Annotated in this window: 19 protein-coding genes and 1 other RNA gene; 5 read left to right on the forward strand and 15 right to left on the reverse strand. The window is 32.1% G+C overall.

The window, feature by feature from the left end; translation table 11 throughout:
* Positions 1-8: 8 nt before the first annotated feature.
* From spoVAD to EQM13_RS11265, 10 genes are all read right to left on the reverse strand, one after another.
* Positions 9-1,028, reverse strand: coding sequence for a stage V sporulation protein AD (gene spoVAD, locus EQM13_RS11220; protein WP_071139035.1), 1,020 nt, complete (start codon positions 1,026-1,028; stop codon positions 9-11).
* A gap of 2 nt (positions 1,029-1,030) precedes the next feature.
* Entirely contained in the window at positions 1,031-1,480 is a 450-nt protein-coding gene (gene spoVAC / locus EQM13_RS11225; RefSeq protein ID WP_071139034.1) for a stage V sporulation protein AC, read from the reverse strand.
* Positions 1,481-1,500: 20 nt separating this feature from the next.
* Positions 1,501-1,935 carry a stage V sporulation protein AB gene (locus EQM13_RS11230; RefSeq protein WP_071139033.1) on the reverse strand — a complete coding sequence of 145 codons (435 nt, stop codon included), beginning with the start codon at positions 1,933-1,935 and terminating at the stop codon, positions 1,501-1,503.
* Positions 1,936-1,958: 23 nt separating this feature from the next.
* On the reverse strand, positions 1,959-2,573 hold the full coding sequence (locus EQM13_RS11235; protein WP_071139032.1) for a stage V sporulation protein AA: 615 nt from the start codon (positions 2,571-2,573) through the stop codon (positions 1,959-1,961).
* 223 nt (positions 2,574-2,796) lie between these two features.
* A complete protein-coding gene (gene sigF / locus EQM13_RS11240; protein WP_071139031.1) occupies positions 2,797-3,555 on the reverse strand; it encodes an RNA polymerase sporulation sigma factor SigF in 759 nt (252 codons plus the stop codon).
* Between the two features lie 5 nt (positions 3,556-3,560).
* Positions 3,561-4,001, reverse strand: a complete 441-nt coding sequence (gene spoIIAB, locus EQM13_RS11245) for an anti-sigma F factor (RefSeq protein ID WP_071139030.1) — start codon at positions 3,999-4,001, stop codon at positions 3,561-3,563.
* Between the two features lie 12 nt (positions 4,002-4,013).
* Positions 4,014-4,349, reverse strand: coding sequence for an anti-sigma F factor antagonist (gene spoIIAA / locus EQM13_RS11250; protein WP_071139029.1), 336 nt, complete (start codon positions 4,347-4,349; stop codon positions 4,014-4,016).
* A 155-nt stretch (positions 4,350-4,504) separates the two neighbouring features.
* Positions 4,505-5,548, reverse strand: a complete 1,044-nt coding sequence (locus EQM13_RS18530) for a C40 family peptidase (RefSeq protein WP_159429026.1) — start codon at positions 5,546-5,548, stop codon at positions 4,505-4,507.
* 97 nt (positions 5,549-5,645) lie between these two features.
* Positions 5,646-8,210 carry a bifunctional lysylphosphatidylglycerol flippase/synthetase MprF gene (gene mprF, locus EQM13_RS11260; protein ID WP_161567230.1) on the reverse strand — a complete coding sequence of 855 codons (2,565 nt, stop codon included), beginning with the start codon at positions 8,208-8,210 and terminating at the stop codon, positions 5,646-5,648.
* 33 nt (positions 8,211-8,243) lie between these two features.
* Complete coding sequence (locus EQM13_RS11265) at positions 8,244-9,005, reverse strand: tRNA threonylcarbamoyladenosine dehydratase (RefSeq protein ID WP_128752706.1); 762 nt, start codon at positions 9,003-9,005, stop codon at positions 8,244-8,246.
* A 163-nt stretch (positions 9,006-9,168) separates the two neighbouring features.
* On the opposite strand from EQM13_RS11265, the gene EQM13_RS11270 reads away from it, so the two are divergent.
* The 5 genes from EQM13_RS11270 to EQM13_RS11290 all read left to right on the forward strand — a co-directional run bounded on the left by EQM13_RS11270 (position 9,169) and on the right by EQM13_RS11290 (position 13,015).
* Positions 9,169-9,675, forward strand: a complete 507-nt coding sequence (locus tag EQM13_RS11270; protein WP_128752707.1) for a DUF2284 domain-containing protein — start codon at positions 9,169-9,171, stop codon at positions 9,673-9,675.
* Between the two features lie 257 nt (positions 9,676-9,932).
* On the forward strand, positions 9,933-10,490 hold the full coding sequence (locus EQM13_RS11275; protein ID WP_128752708.1) for an RNA polymerase sigma factor: 558 nt from the start codon (positions 9,933-9,935) through the stop codon (positions 10,488-10,490).
* A 7-nt stretch (positions 10,491-10,497) separates the two neighbouring features.
* Positions 10,498-11,445, forward strand: coding sequence for a DUF4367 domain-containing protein (locus EQM13_RS11280; RefSeq protein WP_206172687.1), 948 nt, complete (start codon positions 10,498-10,500; stop codon positions 11,443-11,445).
* An 83-nt stretch (positions 11,446-11,528) separates the two neighbouring features.
* Positions 11,529-11,960, forward strand: a complete 432-nt coding sequence (locus EQM13_RS11285) for a cell agglutination protein Mam3 (protein WP_114218066.1) — start codon at positions 11,529-11,531, stop codon at positions 11,958-11,960.
* A gap of 407 nt (positions 11,961-12,367) precedes the next feature.
* Complete coding sequence (locus tag EQM13_RS11290) at positions 12,368-13,015, forward strand: hypothetical protein (RefSeq protein WP_128752710.1); 648 nt, start codon at positions 12,368-12,370, stop codon at positions 13,013-13,015.
* Between the two features lie 517 nt (positions 13,016-13,532).
* On the opposite strand, the gene rnpB is transcribed toward EQM13_RS11290, so the two are convergent.
* From rnpB to rpoD, 5 genes are all read right to left on the reverse strand, one after another.
* Positions 13,533-13,926: RNase P RNA component class A (rnpB, locus tag EQM13_RS11295), an RNA gene on the reverse strand.
* Between the two features lie 87 nt (positions 13,927-14,013).
* Positions 14,014-14,739, reverse strand: a complete 726-nt coding sequence (locus EQM13_RS11300) for a zinc ribbon domain-containing protein (RefSeq protein ID WP_161567232.1) — start codon at positions 14,737-14,739, stop codon at positions 14,014-14,016.
* Between the two features lie 17 nt (positions 14,740-14,756).
* The gene (locus tag EQM13_RS11305; protein ID WP_083381755.1) at positions 14,757-15,857 is read right to left on the reverse strand and encodes a Nif3-like dinuclear metal center hexameric protein; all 1,101 of its coding nucleotides are present in this window, start codon (positions 15,855-15,857) and stop codon (positions 14,757-14,759) included.
* Positions 15,844-16,542 carry a tRNA (adenine(22)-N(1))-methyltransferase gene (locus EQM13_RS11310; protein ID WP_071139024.1) on the reverse strand — a complete coding sequence of 233 codons (699 nt, stop codon included), beginning with the start codon at positions 16,540-16,542 and terminating at the stop codon, positions 15,844-15,846. The genes EQM13_RS11305 and EQM13_RS11310 overlap by 14 nt, the downstream gene beginning before the upstream one ends.
* A gap of 55 nt (positions 16,543-16,597) precedes the next feature.
* Positions 16,598-17,713: an RNA polymerase sigma factor RpoD gene (gene rpoD / locus EQM13_RS11315; RefSeq protein WP_071139023.1), complete on the reverse strand. Its 1,116-nt coding sequence runs from the start codon at positions 17,711-17,713 to the stop codon at positions 16,598-16,600.
* Between the last annotated feature and the right edge of the window lie 22 nt (positions 17,714-17,735).

The following is a 17,735-nucleotide window of genomic DNA, read 5'->3' on the forward strand; positions in this document are numbered from 1 at the left end:
TTAACCTCCTAATTCTTAAAATTACTTATAGATACGGCATGAGCAATTCCCGGGATAGTTTCACCCTGAAGAGTACTGGTAGATGAATGAAGAGCCCCTGTGGATACAAGAAGTAATTTATCTATGTTTCTTGATTTCAATTCACTATATATATATCCGTTAAATACAGAAGCTGAACATCCACATCCACTGGCTCCGGCATGAACATCCTGTCTTAAATTATCAAATATTTTCATTCCGCAATCATCATATACCTTTGATAAATCATAGCCTTGGCTATCCATAATATCCAATAAAACGCTCTTTCCCACTGCTCCCAGGTCTCCGGTAAGAATCATATCATAATCATCAGGATTAAAACCGGTATCCTTAAAATGTTGCATGATTGTGTCTACTGCCGCCGGAGCCATTGCCGCCCCCATATTGTTGACATCATTAATCCCTGGATCTATGACTTTCCCCGTTGTAACATAATTAATATAAGGACCCTCTCCTGAAGAAGAAAGAAGGCTGGCGCCACAACCGGTTACGGTCCATTGAGATGAGAAAGGCCTCTGAGATCCATATTCCAGCGGAAATCTATATTGCCTCTCAGCTGTACTAAAATGGCTTGATGTAGAACATATAATATTGTTTGCAAAGCCTCCGTCTATTAACATTGCTCCTAAACTTAAAGATTCGGACATAGTCGAACATGCACCATAAAGTCCGAAAAACGGTATGGAAATCTGTCTGGCAGCATAAGCAGATGAGATGATTTGGTTTAACAGATCACCGGAAAAAAGATAGTCTATTTCATTTTCGGTAAGATTTGCTTTAGTTAACACAAGTCTGATTGCTTCCTCTTGCATCTTCTTTTCACATTTCTCCCAGGACTCCTGTTCCCACAAATCATCCTCCAATATTATGTCAAAATATTCTCTTAAAGGACCATCTCCTTCTTTAGGTCCTACTATAGTAGCAGTGTTAATAATTGAAGGAGAATTGACAAGTTTGATTGTGCGTTTCCCCATTCTTTTGTTTTCCATTTCTACAACCCCTTTGTAAGTAATAAATATATTAATCCCACTACAACGGAAGTTCCTATTCCATATACAAGTACCGGTCCGGCTATAATAAACATCTTGGCCGCTACACCAAAAATTAAACCCTCCCTTCTAAATTCCATTGCAGGAGCAACTATGGAATTAGCAAATCCAGTAATAGGAACGGCTGCGCCGGCTCCAGCTTTTTTGCTTATCTTATCATAAACTCCTATTCCTGTAAGAAGAGCTCCCAAAAATATAAGGGTTATGGAAGTAGCCGAACCTGCAATTTTCTCACTAGCACCCATATGAGAAAACCAATTTGTAATTACCTGGCCCAATGTACATATTAATCCGCCTACTATAAAAGCCCAAAATATGTTTCTGGCATATGTAGGTTTCGGTACTTTTTCCTTTACATATTTTTTATATTCCTTTTTATTTAATTTATCCATTTTAAAATTCTCCTCTCCTTTTATATTAAAAATAACCAGTATATCAAAGAACCAAATATTTTTCCAAGTACCATTGAGGTAATTATATAGAACATATAATTTTTTACCCTGAGTTTTCTTGTTGCAACAGGAATTACATTTAATGTTTCGGCAAGAGCAGAGGCTAAAGCCCCTACAAATATTCCCAATACAATTCCAAATATAATACCAAATACAGCACTAAAAAAGACAATAGAATATTTATGTAACTTAAAATCAATTTCCAAAAAATACATAAAACTAAATATTCCGGTAGATACGCTTAAAATAAATTGATATAATTTTATGTGTTTTTCCGTTCCGGATAGTTGGCAAAACCTCGGTATAATCTTAAGCAAAGAGAGTAATGCAGCAAAAGCACCTCCCACTACAATACCTGAAGAAATTCCTACAACAATTAGTAAGCATAGTTGCATCGATATTCCCCCATCAGTTTAAATTACTTTTTATTTTTTATATCTTCTAAAACATAGTCATCTATATCTTTTTCATACAGATGCATTTCCACTTCCATGGCCCCCGGTTCATCTTTTTTTCTCTTACTGTGGCTGATTATCCTGCTAAAAAAAACCGCCATTCCTAATCCTGTACCTAAAGAATAGGGAATTAACAGCATAAGAGGACTTTCATTATGATTTCCCGTTAAAAAATAATATATTTTCTCCATTGTTTCATCCATGTTAACGTCTTCTTGAAAATTAATTATAGTAAAAGCAGTTCCTAAAAAAAGTATTATACATAACATGGTGACTTTTATATAATCTAACAGGACATTTGTCTTGCTGTTTATAATTTTAATCAGCACATCCGGTTCTCCTAACATAACTACATCTATATTATCTTTCCCTTCCATAATCTTTTTAGTTATATCAATTGCGGAAACACTATCAGAAACCTCTCTGTCTCTTCCATCATAAATTTTTAATCCTTCCAGATATTTTTGGATACTGGCATTTTTACAATATACTTCTGCTACATCTCTTAAATAAACATGGGTATTTAAATCGACAGTACATTTTGATTCCAGCTTTATAAATGCCTGTTCCTTATCCATAAATATATTCCTCACTTTTAACAAAAGTAGCTTTTTTAGGAGTTCCCTTATCCGAATCCTTTGCCTTATACATTGTAATTCCTAATATAGATAAGGAAAAAATTATTATCAAAAGGATAAATATGAATTTTTTTGAGATTATTTTCATTATTTTCATCACTCCGTTTCAATATTTATTATTTGCATTATTTGTTTTTTAATTCAAAAAAAATAAGGCATAAAATTATGCCTTAGCCAACATCTCTCTCATATTGTTTAATATCTTCTTTTCGATCCTCGATACTTGCACCTGAGAAATCCCCAAAATTTCAGCTACTTCTACCTGAGTTTTGTCTTTAAAGTACCTTAATATTATTATTTGTCTGTCTCTTGGTTTTAATTCTCTAAGAGCTTCTTTCAATACTATTTTATCTATTAGTTCCTTTTCATCATCAGAATCGTCACTTATTCTGTCAATTAAATACAAAGGTGAGCCATCTTTTTCATGTATAACATCACTGAGATATTCCGGTTGATATGTAGAATCCAAAGCTTCTACTATTTCTTCCTTATCTACAGAAATTTCACAGGCTATTTCCTGAATTGTAGGTTCTCTTCCTAAAACTTTAGATAATTTTTCCTGGGCTATTCTTGCTCTCATGGAAATCTGTTTTAAAGATCTACTGACCTTTATAATTCCGTCATCTCTTAAAAATCTTTTTATTTCTCCTATTATCATTGGTACGGCATAAGTTGAAAACTTCACATCATAAGACAAATCAAATTTATTCACGGCCTTTAGAAGTCCGATACATCCTATTTGAAATAAATCTTCCGTATCATATCCTCTATTGGTAAACCCCCTTAATACACTCTTTACAAGCCCAATATTTTTATCTATAAGGATGGATTTTGCTTCTTCATCTCCTGCTTGAGCCAGTTTAATAAGATTAACAGATTCTTCATGACTAAGCAAAGTATTCCCTTTATTACCCTTTTCCATAATATCTACTCCTTATTAATAGAATTATTGAGCACTTTAGTCATGATTACTTTTGTACCCTTTCCGGTTTCACTATATACTTCCAGGCTATTCATAAATGTTTCCATAACCGTAAAACCCATGCCTGATCTTTCAAGCTCCGGTTTTGAAGTATAGAAAGGTTCCATGGCTTTTTTTACATCCTCAATTCCTTTCCCATAATCTTCAACAACTATTTCGATCTTATTTTCTTCTATAGTGGTCTCTATAGAAACTATCCCTTCCTGGTTCTCATATCCATGTATTATGGCATTTGTTACAGCTTCCGATACTGCCGTTTTTATATCCGAAATCTCTTCAAGGGTAGGATCCAACTGAGCCACAAAAGAAGCTACGGATACCCTCGCAAAAGCTTCATTAGTAGATTTGCTAAGAAAAGTTAATTTCATAAAGTTTTTTCTTTCCATATTCTCACTCCCCTAATTATTATCTATAGCACTATCTATGGACGAATAAATCTTCATTATCTTAAAGATCCCCGACATCTGAAGTATTCTGTCCAGATAAGGATTAGAGCTGACAATAAATACTTCTCCTCCGCTTTCCTTAAATAATTTATATCTACCCATTATCAGCCCTATTCCTGAACTGTCCATAAATACCACATCCCTTAAATCCAATATTACCTTTTTTTTATTATCCTTAAAGTAATGGTCATCTATTATCTTTCTTGCTTCCTCCGTGCTATGGTGGTCTAATTCTCCCTTAAATTTGATTATCAGAAATTCATTAAAGGAATCAAATAATAACTGCACAATATCTCCCCTCCCAAGACTTTCATTTTTCTTTTGTTTATTCTATATTAAACAGTTTTTTTCCTTCAAAGAAAAAAGACTAATTTTGTATAAAAATAAAAAATAGAGTCATAATTGACTCTATTTAAAAAAATTTTTATAACCTATAACTAAAATCAGTTGGTTATTATCCTTTTGGCAGAAATATATCTTTTGACATAATAGCTTTCAGATATTGATGTGACTTGAACCTTCTTTGCACCACTGGATGCATGGATCATCTTCCCGTCACCAACATACAATCCTACATGAGATATACCACTTCCTGAAGTATTAAAAAATAGTAAATCCCCCGGAATCAAATCACTTTTATTTACAGATAATCCCATATTTACCTGATCTCTTGAGGACCTGGGCAGTTCAATTCCTATACTCTTCTTATATACCGAATATGTAAATCCCGAACAATCATATCCTCTTTCACCTGTACCTGAATAGGCATAAGGGCTGCCCACCAAACTATATGCAGTGGAAACGATTTTACTTAAACTTGAACTCCTTCTTGAAATCATAGATCTGGAAGAAATATTTGCTTTTTGAGAAATTTCAACGGAACCTTCCGGAGCCTTAAATTCATTCCCATATTCATCAACAACAACGAAACTATTATCTCCGTTTTTCCTTAGTAAAACTTCTTCGCCCTTTGCAAGAACATAATAAACGTTATTGCTCTTTAGCACTGTTGAAACCTTTGAAATCCCCAATAAGGCATCTGCTTTTTGTTCATTATTATACAATTCAAACCCTTTTAATAAAGCAAATCCTTTTGTACCGCTATTAAGGCTGAAATATCCAAAATCTCCAGATATTCTTTCAAGATATGCAATATCTCCTTTTTTCAAAGAAACTAACACTTTTCCGTTAATGTCAGGTTTGTCCACTATATTTATACTATTATCAATAACTATGTAATTTTTATTTACAGGAACCTTAAGGATATATTCTCTTGGAATTTCATAACCTATAGAATTCTTTTCAATTATATATGTACTTTCATTTTCCTCTTTAATTTCTACTTCTTCAGCCTCAGCAAATAAAGGATTATTTTTATTATCATTCGTAAAAAAGTCCTTTACAAAAATCCCTGTGTCAGCCAAACTGGAAATAGAAATCATACCGATTAATACTAAAATCCAAAGATAATTCCTTTTCCCTTGCATTAGCATCACATCCTTAATTTTTGTTTATTAAAAATATTATATTACAAAATCTTAAAGATATCAAGAAAAATACATAATATATATTATGCAAAATTATCTATTTGGTTCTATTTTTATTTACATATGAAGTTAACTTTACAAGCTCAAGAAGAAATATTGTAATATTTAATTCCTTAGGATAAGCTAAATACCTATTTTCCCAATTTGGCTGAAATTTTTCTTTATATTTTCTTAATCCCTCAAAAGAATAAAATTTCTTTCCATGCTGATAAAGAAGCCCTACCAGTTTTTCCTCATTAAAGGAATATACATTCGTGCCTACTCCGGACAATGGAGCCATTCCCAAATTAAACTTCTTATAATTATTATCTTTAGCCCATTGAAAAAGATATATAAATAAAGCATCCATGGTTCCCGAGGGAATATCATTTTTAGATCTCATTAAATCAATGGATATAGTCTCATCATCATAAAGAGGCATAATATTAGCAAAAGCTATAATCTTTCCCTCACGTTTTATAATACTTATAGGAGTACGGTTTAAATATTCTTCATCAAACCATCCCACAGAAAACCCTCTCTCTTTTCTACGGCCAAGCCATTCATCCGATACTTCTTTTAGTTCTTCAACAAAGTCCTGGGAAAATGGAGGATAGATCACTTGAAAATCCAGTTCTCCGTTTTCCACCTTATTTTTAGCAATTCTTAAATCCTTTTTCTTCTTTCCTGAGAGATTGAAGCTAATTAAATCGATAGTCGCTTCTTCTCCAAGTTTAAAAAACTCATATCCTAAATCATGATAAACGGAATAATTTCTATCGGATATTTCATAAAAAGTAGGAACTAATTTGTAAGTATCCGCAAATTTTCGGAATTCCACTATGGATTCTTTCAGTTTATCCTGATTACCTATAGGTTCTCCCAACACTACCAGCTTATCTTTAGCCGCGGCAAATGGTATAAGCATCTCCCTATCTGTTGTATAATAAAAATATTTATCCTTTAAAAACAATAAATGAGTCATTATATTTCCTTTATGATTTTTTAAAAATTCTTTTAAATTATCCAGGTCTTCTTCTGTAGGGTAATAAAACTTTCTTCTTTTAACTCTGGTCAGTAAATAAATTCCCAATATAACCCATGCTACAGAAAGAATGACTGCTGTTTCAAAAAGTATTCTGAATTTATATACTCTATGAATAAAAGGAAGATGTCTATGGAAAGAATAGGCTATAAATACGTATATAAAACTCACAACCACAGTTCCGATAAATAAGCCAAGAACTTCTTTAAATTTTACCGGAGCAGTTTCTCTGTAAAAACAATCTCTGGACAAATAAAGCATTACAGTTATGACAATCAATATTGTAGCCTCTTCATAATCCAACCCCTTTATGAAAGTCATCAATGCTCCTAATATCAAAAAAGAAAGGGTAAGATTATATGAAATTTTCACTTTATCCTTTATTCCCCTGGAAAGTACTAAAAGTATAATGCCGATGGTTACGGATGTTTCTTTAGAAAATCTGAGAACATGCATAGACAGAAAACTTCTGACTATTTTAAATCGGGTCATTACTGCGGGAGTTGCCGCAGATAATATCAAAACCATACCTGAAAAAATAACCATACCCGATAAAGCTTTTACTCCAAGATCTCCTCCAATTTTTTTTGTTCCATTCTTCTTATCCTTTCTTTTATTTGGAACAATCCTTGTTATAAATACTAAAGTGGAAAAAGCCCAGGGCAATACATAATAAAATAGTCTATATAATAATATTGCTGCCAAGGCATTTTCAGGACTTGCTCCAATCTGTTTTAATCCGGCAAGTACCGTTAAATCAAATGTTCCGACTCCGCTTGGCAAGAAACTGATAAGTCCTACGGTTATTCCGATTAAATACAAAGGAACTATCTTCATCATAGAAATATTTCTTGAAAAATACATATTAATTCCGCAGAAAAAAACTGTGGCTGCTATCCAATCTACTACGGAAGAACATATCATAAGAAATTTAAATTTATTTGAAACTGGTTCGTTATCTTCAAATATTTTTTTCTTTAAAAAAGGAATTTTATCGATAAAAAAATATAAAGGTATGTACATTACAAAGGCTAATAAAATTAAAAAATACCACTTTCTTCCCTCTAAAAATTGAGAAAAATCATAAACTTTGAAAATTCCCAGAAGAATCAACACTGAAAGTCCCGTTATGTTAGATATAAGGATATAAGCATTTGACTTTATAATTTTCTTTGTTTCTATACCTTCTTTTTTATATAATACGCTTCTTACGCTCATTCCCGGTAATCCGCCCATCCCTATGAACAAATTTATTGAATTGGAAATCCAACTTATTTCAAACATCTTCTTAAAATTTATTCCTAAGGAAAAATATTTATTTACCATAAAATCGTATAAAGTCGTAAAACAAATAGCTCCCACACCGGACAAAAAAATTAATATTATCGCCGAATCATCAAGGTTCCTTAATATTTTAAGAGTTTGAAGAAAATTTATTTTTCTTATTTCTCCCTTAAGTTCATAGATCAATACCACCAATATTGTCACAGCAAATAAACCTTTTAAAAGTTTCCCCTTAGGACCTTCTATAATTTCTTTAAAAACAAATTTCTTTCTATTCTCATCCTTATTATTCAAAAAATCACCCCTGCCACTATATATAAAGTTTGTTTAATCTTCTTTTATTATTCCCAAAATATCTTTTACCACTTCGGAAGCAATAATCAGTCCTGCTACCGACGGAACAAAAGATATGCTCCCAGGAATTTGTCTTCTTGCTGCACAAGTTCTTTTCTTATTGGGACATATACATTCCGTTTTACAATTTCCCCCCTCATTTCTGGGAACTAAAGGAATTTCTTTAGAATAAACCACCTTTAAGCTTTCGATATTTCTTCTTCTAAGTTCTCGCCTCATTACTTTTGCCAAAGGACATATCGAAGTACTATAAATATCACTGACCTCTAACATTGTAGGATTTAATTTGTTTCCTACTCCCATACAGCTTATTATATCTATACCCTTTTTTTTACAGTTTTCAATCAAATCCAATTTTGACGAAACCATATCTACAGCATCTACTACATAGGAATAATCCCCTTTAAGAAGTTTTTCATTGCTATCTTTATTATACAGTTCCTTATAAACCGTAACATTGGCTTTAGGATTTATATCCTGAACCCTTTCCTTCATAACTTCTACTTTTGCTTTTCCTACCGTCTTTATAGTTGCATGAATTTGCCTGTTTATATTGGTTAAACAAATATCATCATCATCAATAAGTACTAAATTACCAACTCCACATCGTGCAAGAGCTTCCACCGTATAGGAACCGACTCCTCCTATACCAAACACAGCTACTTTACTATTTTTAAGTGTTTTTATTCCTTCCGTTCCTATAAGCATTTCCGTTCTGGAAAACAAATTCAACATAATTACAACTCCTTACGTCTATTATGATTTCAGTTTATTAGCATATAAATAATAACACAATTCCTAATATGTATCAATATAGATTGTCTTTACACCCTTCTTGCATGATTAAATATTAGTATGTTAATATGATAGTAGTTATTTTTTTTAGGAGGCATGTTATATGGGAAAAAACTTATTTCGATATATTGAAGATGCAAAAGAACTGGGGGCCTATGATGCAAAGGTAATCAATACAAATACCATAAAAACTGCTCCATGGACCATAATGAAATGTAAATACGGCTGCAGTAATTACAATTCAAATCTCTGTTGTCCCCCAAATACTCCAACCTATAAGAAAATGCAAGAAATAGTCGATTGTTATGATTGGGCAATACTCGTTCAATGTAAATCTGATCTCTCTTCCACAGCCAAAATTATAGTGGAATTAGAAAAAAAATTTTTCTTGTCGGGATATTACAAGGCTTTGGGATTCGGCGCAGGTCCTTGTCAACTATGTGAAAAATGTAATATGGAAAAATGTAAGCATCCTTCAGAAGCAAGACCTTCAATGGAATCCTGTGGCATAGATGTATATGAAACCGTAAAGATGAACGGCTTTCCGATTGGTGTTTTAAAAAATAGAGAAGGTGAAAAAAACTGCTATGGATTAGTTTTAATAAAATAATATGTTTTAAATAAATTAATGGATTAAAAGGCAAATAAGGCTTGTTGACTATATGCAACGGCTTTAAAGTTAAAAACGAACAAAACTCGGGTTGAAAAAGTTTATTTTCAGTCTGAGTTTTTGTAGGTAACAAACTATTCAGTACCTAAACTTTGAAAAAGGAGAATTTTCTGATACAATAAAATTATCCAAAATATGGAGCACTGTTTGGTAGGCAATAATTAGTATATGACTGATTTTACAGGAGGTGAAATATTTTGATAGTTATACTTTTAGGTGTAATATCAAACGATGAAAAAGATCTGATCAATAGGATTTTTTCAAAAATGAATGTGAAAATGTATAATATTTCTTTTAATATATTGAGGTCTCATTGTGATGCGGAAGAAGCCGTAGCACAAACATTTTTAAAGATTACAGATCATATAGAAAAAATTTCTGTTTTACCATGTCCCCAAATAGAACCCTACTGCGTTATAATATTGAAGAATGAAACCATGAATATTATAAGAAAACGTAAGAAAACCGTTTATGTAGAAGATGTGGATTATTTTGATCACAATAATAAAAGTTGTGATACCGAAGAAGAATACTTAAAAACAGCAAATAAAGAAAAATTACTTTCTTGTGTTAATAGGCTTTCTGATGAAGAGAAAAATCTTATTTACTTACGTTTTGTTAATAATATGAGTTTTAAACATATTTCGGAGCTTTTAGATATTACCGAGGAAGCAGCAAAAAAACGCGGTCAACGTATTTTAAAAAAATTACGTTTATATTATGAGGAAGGTGAGAACAATGCCCAATACAACTGAAAATATTATGAAAGATGTGTGCGAATTATCTTTGCAGGTTGAACTGCAAAAGATAGCCGAATTAGATGTTAGCAAAATAGTATATCAATCATTATCTGCTGAACAAATTAATCAGTTAGCTCGGAAAATAGGCCTATTGCCCTTTGAATATCGCAGCATTCTTTTCTTTCGATATTGTTTTAATAATACCCCTTCTGAAACAAATAAGATACTGGAAATAGAAAATGCTAAAAGCAAATTACGTTATATACAAAAAATGTTATCACGCTTTATGGGCTTGGAAAATTCATGGGTTGATGATAAATCTATGAAAGAGGCTTGTCAATTAGCACTTACCGAAAACATGAAAGGCTATGATAATATGGAAATATTACACAAACCTAACTATTCTAATACTTTCAGGCGAAAACTGAAAGATATTAAGATTACACAAAGTCTTCCCAGAATATTCAGATTAATAGCTAAAAGAGCAGCTATTTTTATACTGGTATGCATCATAAGTTTCTCTGCTGTTTTGGCAGTTAATGCAGAAGCACGTGAAAAATTCTTTGATTGGGTAATTGAAACATTTCCGAAATTCAGCATATTTACACATCAAGGTGCAGAAGAAGATAATAATTCAGTCGAACTAACGTCACTTAAGATTAATTATATTCCCAAAGGATTTGAACTGGAAGATACTAAAAAAGGAAGAAAAATGTTAATTTATAATTACTCAGCAAAGGATAATCAAAAGTTAACTATATTATTTACTTCATCCGGTTATGGCAAATCGTATTATGATACGGAAAATGTTAGAATGGAAGAATTTAACTTTAAAGAATCTAAAGCATATACATGGCAAACTGATAAAATGACCTACTTAATATGGCAACAAGACAGAATTGAATGCCGCATTTCAGGGAATTTAAATAAAGATGAGATACTAAAAATTGCAGAAAATATTTCAAAATAATTAAAAAAACATGTCCCTTTTTTCCTCTCCATACGTTATATAGATAAGAAATTAAAAATAAATAACAATGGGGGGGATTTTTTATGAAACTAAAAAAAATTGGAACAATAGCAATAGCCATTATTTTAGTATTAGGAAGTGGTGTAGCAAATACCGCTTATGCAATAGAACCGCAAGAACAAACGTTAACAAGTGTAAGCTCTCGGGTGATTACTCCACTTTGGGCCAATATCAGTGATATTTCGCCATACATTTCAGTAGATGGTACTACTCTTTACCCAGAAGTATACATAGAAGCTAAAAGTTCTTCAGGATCAATTAGGGGAACAATGTATTTAGAAAAATACAGCTCTGGAAGTTGGACAAGTGTAACTTCATGGAGTTTCAGTGGAACCGGTAACGTGTTTTTATCGAAGAGTTACACAGGGTCATCGGGTGTTAGATACCGTACTAAAGTTGTAGTAACTGTAGATGGTGAAAGGGCTGTAGCTACTTCCGAAAGCTGTAGAGTTTAAAGATTTGAGTTAATAAAAGAGAAGAAACGGTTACAGAATTAAGTTCATGTGAATCGAATGGCACGTCTTGGAACAAGTGAAATAGAATATAGATTTAAATCCTTAGTAGAAATTAAGGGCTCTGAAGGTAATGTTTTATAAAGTCCTGCTGTTACTTCGGATTATATAACTTATTAGTATTAGTACTAATACTACAAAATTTATAAAAGCACGCCATAAATGATTTGTACCTATAAAATAACTGCAAACAAAAACTAATTATGGAGGTGAAAATTATGTTATATATTAGAGCAAAGCCCCATGAATTTAAATAAGATAATTATTATGTAAAGATTCAAAACAAGGTTTGATACCTAAATAAGTTTTTATGTTTGACACACTACTATTATATTATAGGAGGAGATAGTTTGAAAGTTAAAAAAATATCATTGTTATTAGCATTAACTTTACTGCTTACAACCATTACCACTGTTAATGCAACCAATATACTAAATAATGATAAGTCGGAAAGTGAACAAAAAAAAGCGGCTTATACATTAACAAACGATAAAGGGCGAAGCATAAAGGTTTATAAGGGAATAGTTTATGAAAATGAAAAATCAGGAAGTCCGGAAGAAGAAAAGATAAAATATACGTTAAGAGACAAAAAAACAGGTCATTTTATAAATGTATATAAAGGTGATACAGATGTTGAAAAGGTGGAAGATAATTTTGAGATTATAATTCCTGATGCAACCAGTAAACCGACGGAAATTGAATGGGAAAATTATACCTGGGATTGGAGCGGAACTGTTAATTTTACTTATACTAACTATGCATTCCCCAGTGGAAGTTTTGTAGCATGGGCAGACCAACCATTTTCCGTGGTTTTGTATGATTACGAATATGATACTTCTTTTCCAAGGGTATATGCAGAATATGTGAATGGACGTTATGAAGTGGAAACAGGCGGAGGAGATTTTACGTATTATTGCATACTTTCTAATAAGAATAAAGGTGTACCTATGACAAATGCCATTTACAAATCAATTCCATATGAGTGGCATGATAATTAGAACATTATAATGGTTATTGTTTCAAGTCCTTGGAGCTGTATCTCTTTAAAATTATACAAGGAGTGGAAGGAATGAGTGGTACATCTCATAAGAAATTGAATTCACATATTCGGGTTAATTACGATATGAATTCTAAATAATAAGTATTTTTGATAATATTAGGCTATAGTTAAAACACTTACACTATAGCCTAATATTAAATATAATTAAATCATACCTGAATTTACAATTTGTAATAAAAAATAGAAAGGAGACTTAGATGTATATAGAGCTAACAGGAGGCATAAAATGATTAATTGTTTATATTCTGAAATTAAGAAGTTTTTATCATTAAAAAAGATATTATATATTTTAATAATATTAGTAAAAAATTAAAATTAATAAGATGAATGTAAACATGTTTTTGCAAGTTGAAAACTGCATTTATTATAACAATTTTAATTAGAATTTATTAAAGTTAGCTTTACTGCAACAAAAAAATAGCACAAGAGAACCGTCCCCTTGTGTTGTGTTTTATAATTCGAGTAAGTCTGTAAGCCGAGTTCTGTATTAGATAGCCATCTATCTATGACCTATTGTTGCCAATAGGTTCTTGCGACCTACCATTAGGAAAGCAGCGGGCCACTGCTCTATTTATCCTTAACTTGGTCTTGCTCCAGATGGGGTTTACAGAGCCAATTAGTCGCCTAATTGCTGGTGAAGCTTTTAACTCGCCTTTCCATCCTTGCCAGTCAGTCTCACATTTCACTGCTCTCACCACAAATTCAGTATGGTTGCCGAAAAAGGGCTCTGGCGGTATATTTCTGTTGCACTTTCCTTGGGGTCACCCCCACTGGGTATTGCCCAGCATCCTGCCCTAAGGAGCTCGGACTTTCCTCATGTAAATTACACGCGACTATCTGACTTACTCAAATTATTTAATTTATTAGCATTAACACTATAGCACAAAATCATGCTTAATGCAAATATAATATATGGAAATTTTTATTTTTTATTCTTTATATATCCTCGTTAATTCCGTTATAATACAGTATTCTCCCACAATTTTCACAGCAAACTATGTTTATTTCACCTTTAAGTTCTTCTAATATATAAAAGGGGATTATCATATGACATCCGCTACATTCATTTTTTGAAACCTTTGCTACTGCATACCTTTTATTTTTCTTTATCAAAGCATATTGATCATAAATATTTTTTTCAATTTTTGATGTTATGTTATATATAATATCCATTTCTTCTTTAGCTTCTTTTCTTAGTTGATCAGTCGCAGCATTATATTCCTTAACCTTTTCTTCAAAGTCTTTTTTAACTGACGCATATTGGTCCTCCATATTCTTTATATCTTGCTTAAATTCTTCGATGGCTTCCATCATTTCCAAAGTATCCGTTTCCAATTTATTAATTTCTTCCCTTATTCTTTTGCTTTCCATATCCATATAATGAAGTTGCTTTAAATCGGTAATAGTTCCGTTATACAAATTTTTCTCAATTTCATCTTGATTAAAAGTCAGCTCTTTTAACTGATTATTGCTCTTATTAATTCTTTTTTCATTTTCAAATATGGTAATTTTCTTTTCCTTTAAGCTTGATTCTATACCCTTTAGTTCAATTATTATATTATTAATATGGCCTTTTCTCGCTAAATCCTCCAATTTCTTCTTTATGGAGTTAAATTTATGTTCATGCTGTTGTAATTCCCACAAAAATTCAATTTGTTTCATACATTTCACCTCCATATTTAATACTCTTGAAAACCATAACTGTTAATATCACTAATATCAACTTCTATTTTTTCATTTGTATGTTCTAAAATATATTCTTTTATAACGGGGAGTATTATTTTTTCAGTATCATAATGATTACTATCTATTAAAATCAATCCCAATTCTTTTGCCAGCTGTGCTTCATGATATTTAATATCTCCCGTTATATAAACCTGTGCATTTTTTCTATAGGCATCATAGATAAAATCTCCTCCACTTCCTCCGCATACTGCAATTCTATTTATTTTCTTATTTTCACCTCCATATACTCTGATATTTTTCACAGTCAGTTTTCTTTTAATTTCTTCAATTAACGCCTTCATTGATATCTCTTCTATATCTCCTACTCTTCCATAACCATAATCCGCTCCCTTGTTTTCTAAAGGATACAAATCATAAGCAACTTCCTCATAGGGGTGTGCTTTAATCATCTCTTCAATTATCCTGTCAGCTTCTCTTTCCCTTACTATTGTCTCTATTCTTTTTTCCTTAACCCTTTCCAAAACATTTTTCTGACCTATAAAGGGATGAGTATTTTCTAAGGGTAAAAAAGTTCCCATACCGTCAATATTATAAGTGCAATTACTATAATTCCCTATCCATCCTGCTCCTGCCTTTCCTAAGACATCCCTTATTTTTTCCTCACACCCTTCGGGGACAAATACAACTAATTTATAAAATTTTTCTTGATATAAAGAAGACAGCACCTCAGAATTTTTTAAGTTAAGAATACCTGCCAGTCTATCATTTACTCCGTTTTTACAAATATCCAAATTTGAATGAGCATTATATACAACTATATCTGATTTAATTATATTCATTATTAATCTTCCTTTATAATCTGAAGAAATTATATTATTTATAGGCTTAAAAATAATCGGATGGTGAGTTATTATCATGTCTGCCCCTGCACTCTGAGCCTTTTCCAAAAGAACATCATCTATATTCAAGGATAAAATTATTTTTTTTATTTCTTTATTCCCGTCTCCGATTTGAAATCCGGTATTGTCCCATTTATCAATATAGTAAGGTTTCGCCCATTCATCCATCAGATTAATTATTTCATAAGCTTTCATAATAATTGATCACTTCCTTATAATCTTCGATTTTATTTTGAAGAAATTTTTCCCTTTCCCGACTTTTTTCAGAGGACCCTAAATTCAAGTATTTAATTATCTTTTCATATTCTTCTATTTTTTTTATTATAAATTCTTTTAACAAGGGATCCTTATTTATAAAAAGCTTTTCTCCTATTTCATAATATATATCTTTGCTAATATAAGATTTGCCTCTTTGCGCAAATATTATTTCGTAATATTTATCTCCTTCTCTTGCCAATCTTTCATCTATTATCTTAAAATTGTTATTGATCAGATACTTTCTCAGTTCATCAGAAGCACCCATAGGTTGAAATATAAAATTTATTACACTATCCGTTATCTTCTTTCCCTTATCCAATATCTCATTTATAAGAAGCCCTCCCATACCTGCTATTATTAAAGTATCAACTTCAAAGGGTTTTAATATTTCCAGCCCATCTCCTACCCTGGTCTCAATATCCTTTTCGAGTCCGCATTTCTTTGAATAATCTTTGGCCTTATCAAGGGAATCCTTACTTATATCTGTAGCTATCACCTTCTTACTTATTCTGTTATAAATCAAATACACAGGTATATATCCATGATCCGTGCCTATATCCCCTACTATTGAATTATGGGGAACAAAGTTTAATATAGTAGTAAGTCTTGGGGATAATTTCATATTTTTCTCCTTTCACTAGTTATAAAATTAAAGATTCGCTATAGCGAATCTTCAATTATTCCAAAAAATCCTTCAATTTTTTGCTTCTGCTGGGATGTCTTAATTTTCTTAAAGCTTTGGCTTCAATTTGTCTTATTCTCTCTCTTGTAACGTCAAATTCTTTTCCCACTTCTTCTAAAGTCCTTGCTCTTCCATCATCTAACCCAAATCTCAATCTTAAGACTTTTTGCTCTCTCGGCGTCAAAGTATCCAAAACATCTACCAATTGTTCTCTTAAAAGAGTATAAGTAGCCGCTTCGGCTGGTGCTTGTGCTTCATCATCCGGTATAAAATCGCCTAAATGGCTATCTTCCTCTTCCCCTATAGGAGTTTCCAATGAAACAGGTTCTTGAGCAATTTTCATAATTTCTCTTACCTTTTCCACATCCATATTCATTTCTTTGGCTACTTCCTCTGGAAGAGGATCTCTCCCCAATTCCTGAACCAACTGTCTTGAAACTCTTACCAGTTTATTTATGGTTTCTACCATATGAACAGGTATCCTGATAGTCCTTGCCTGGTCGGCAATAGCACGTGTTATAGCTTGACGAATCCACCAGGTCGCATAGGTACTGAATTTAAATCCCTTTCTATAATCAAATTTTTCAACTGCCTTCATTAAGCCCAGATTGCCTTCTTGTATCAAATCAAGGAACAACATTCCTCTTCCTACATATCTCTTGGCTATACTTACTACAAGCCTCAAATTAGCTTCTGCCAGCCTTTTCTTAGCTTCTTCATCTCCTTCTGCCATTCTCTTAGCATAATCTATTTCCTCCTCCGCAGTCAAAAGAGGAATTTTACCTATTTCTTTTAAATACATTCTCACAGGGTCATCTACGCTAACTCCTTTGGGAAGGGATAAATCTTCTTCTTTCAGTTCTTCAGCATCTTCTCCTACATCATCCTTTTCTAAGAGCAAATCTGCTTCTTTATCGCCGACTATATCTATCCCCATATCTTCTAATCTTTGATATATCTCATCAATTTGCTCCGTATCTATATCTATATCTTCTAAACTATCCATTATTTCCTTATAAGTGAGCATCCCATTTTTTTTACCTTTTCTTACTAATTTTTTAACAGCTTCCAAGCCATTTTTTTTGTTTTCTTCCTTTTCTAAATGATTCATCGCAATTCCCTCCTTTCAACAA

This window comes from Acidilutibacter cellobiosedens (assembly GCF_004103715.1).
Classification (GTDB): domain Bacteria; phylum Bacillota; class Clostridia; order Tissierellales; family Acidilutibacteraceae; genus Acidilutibacter; species Acidilutibacter cellobiosedens.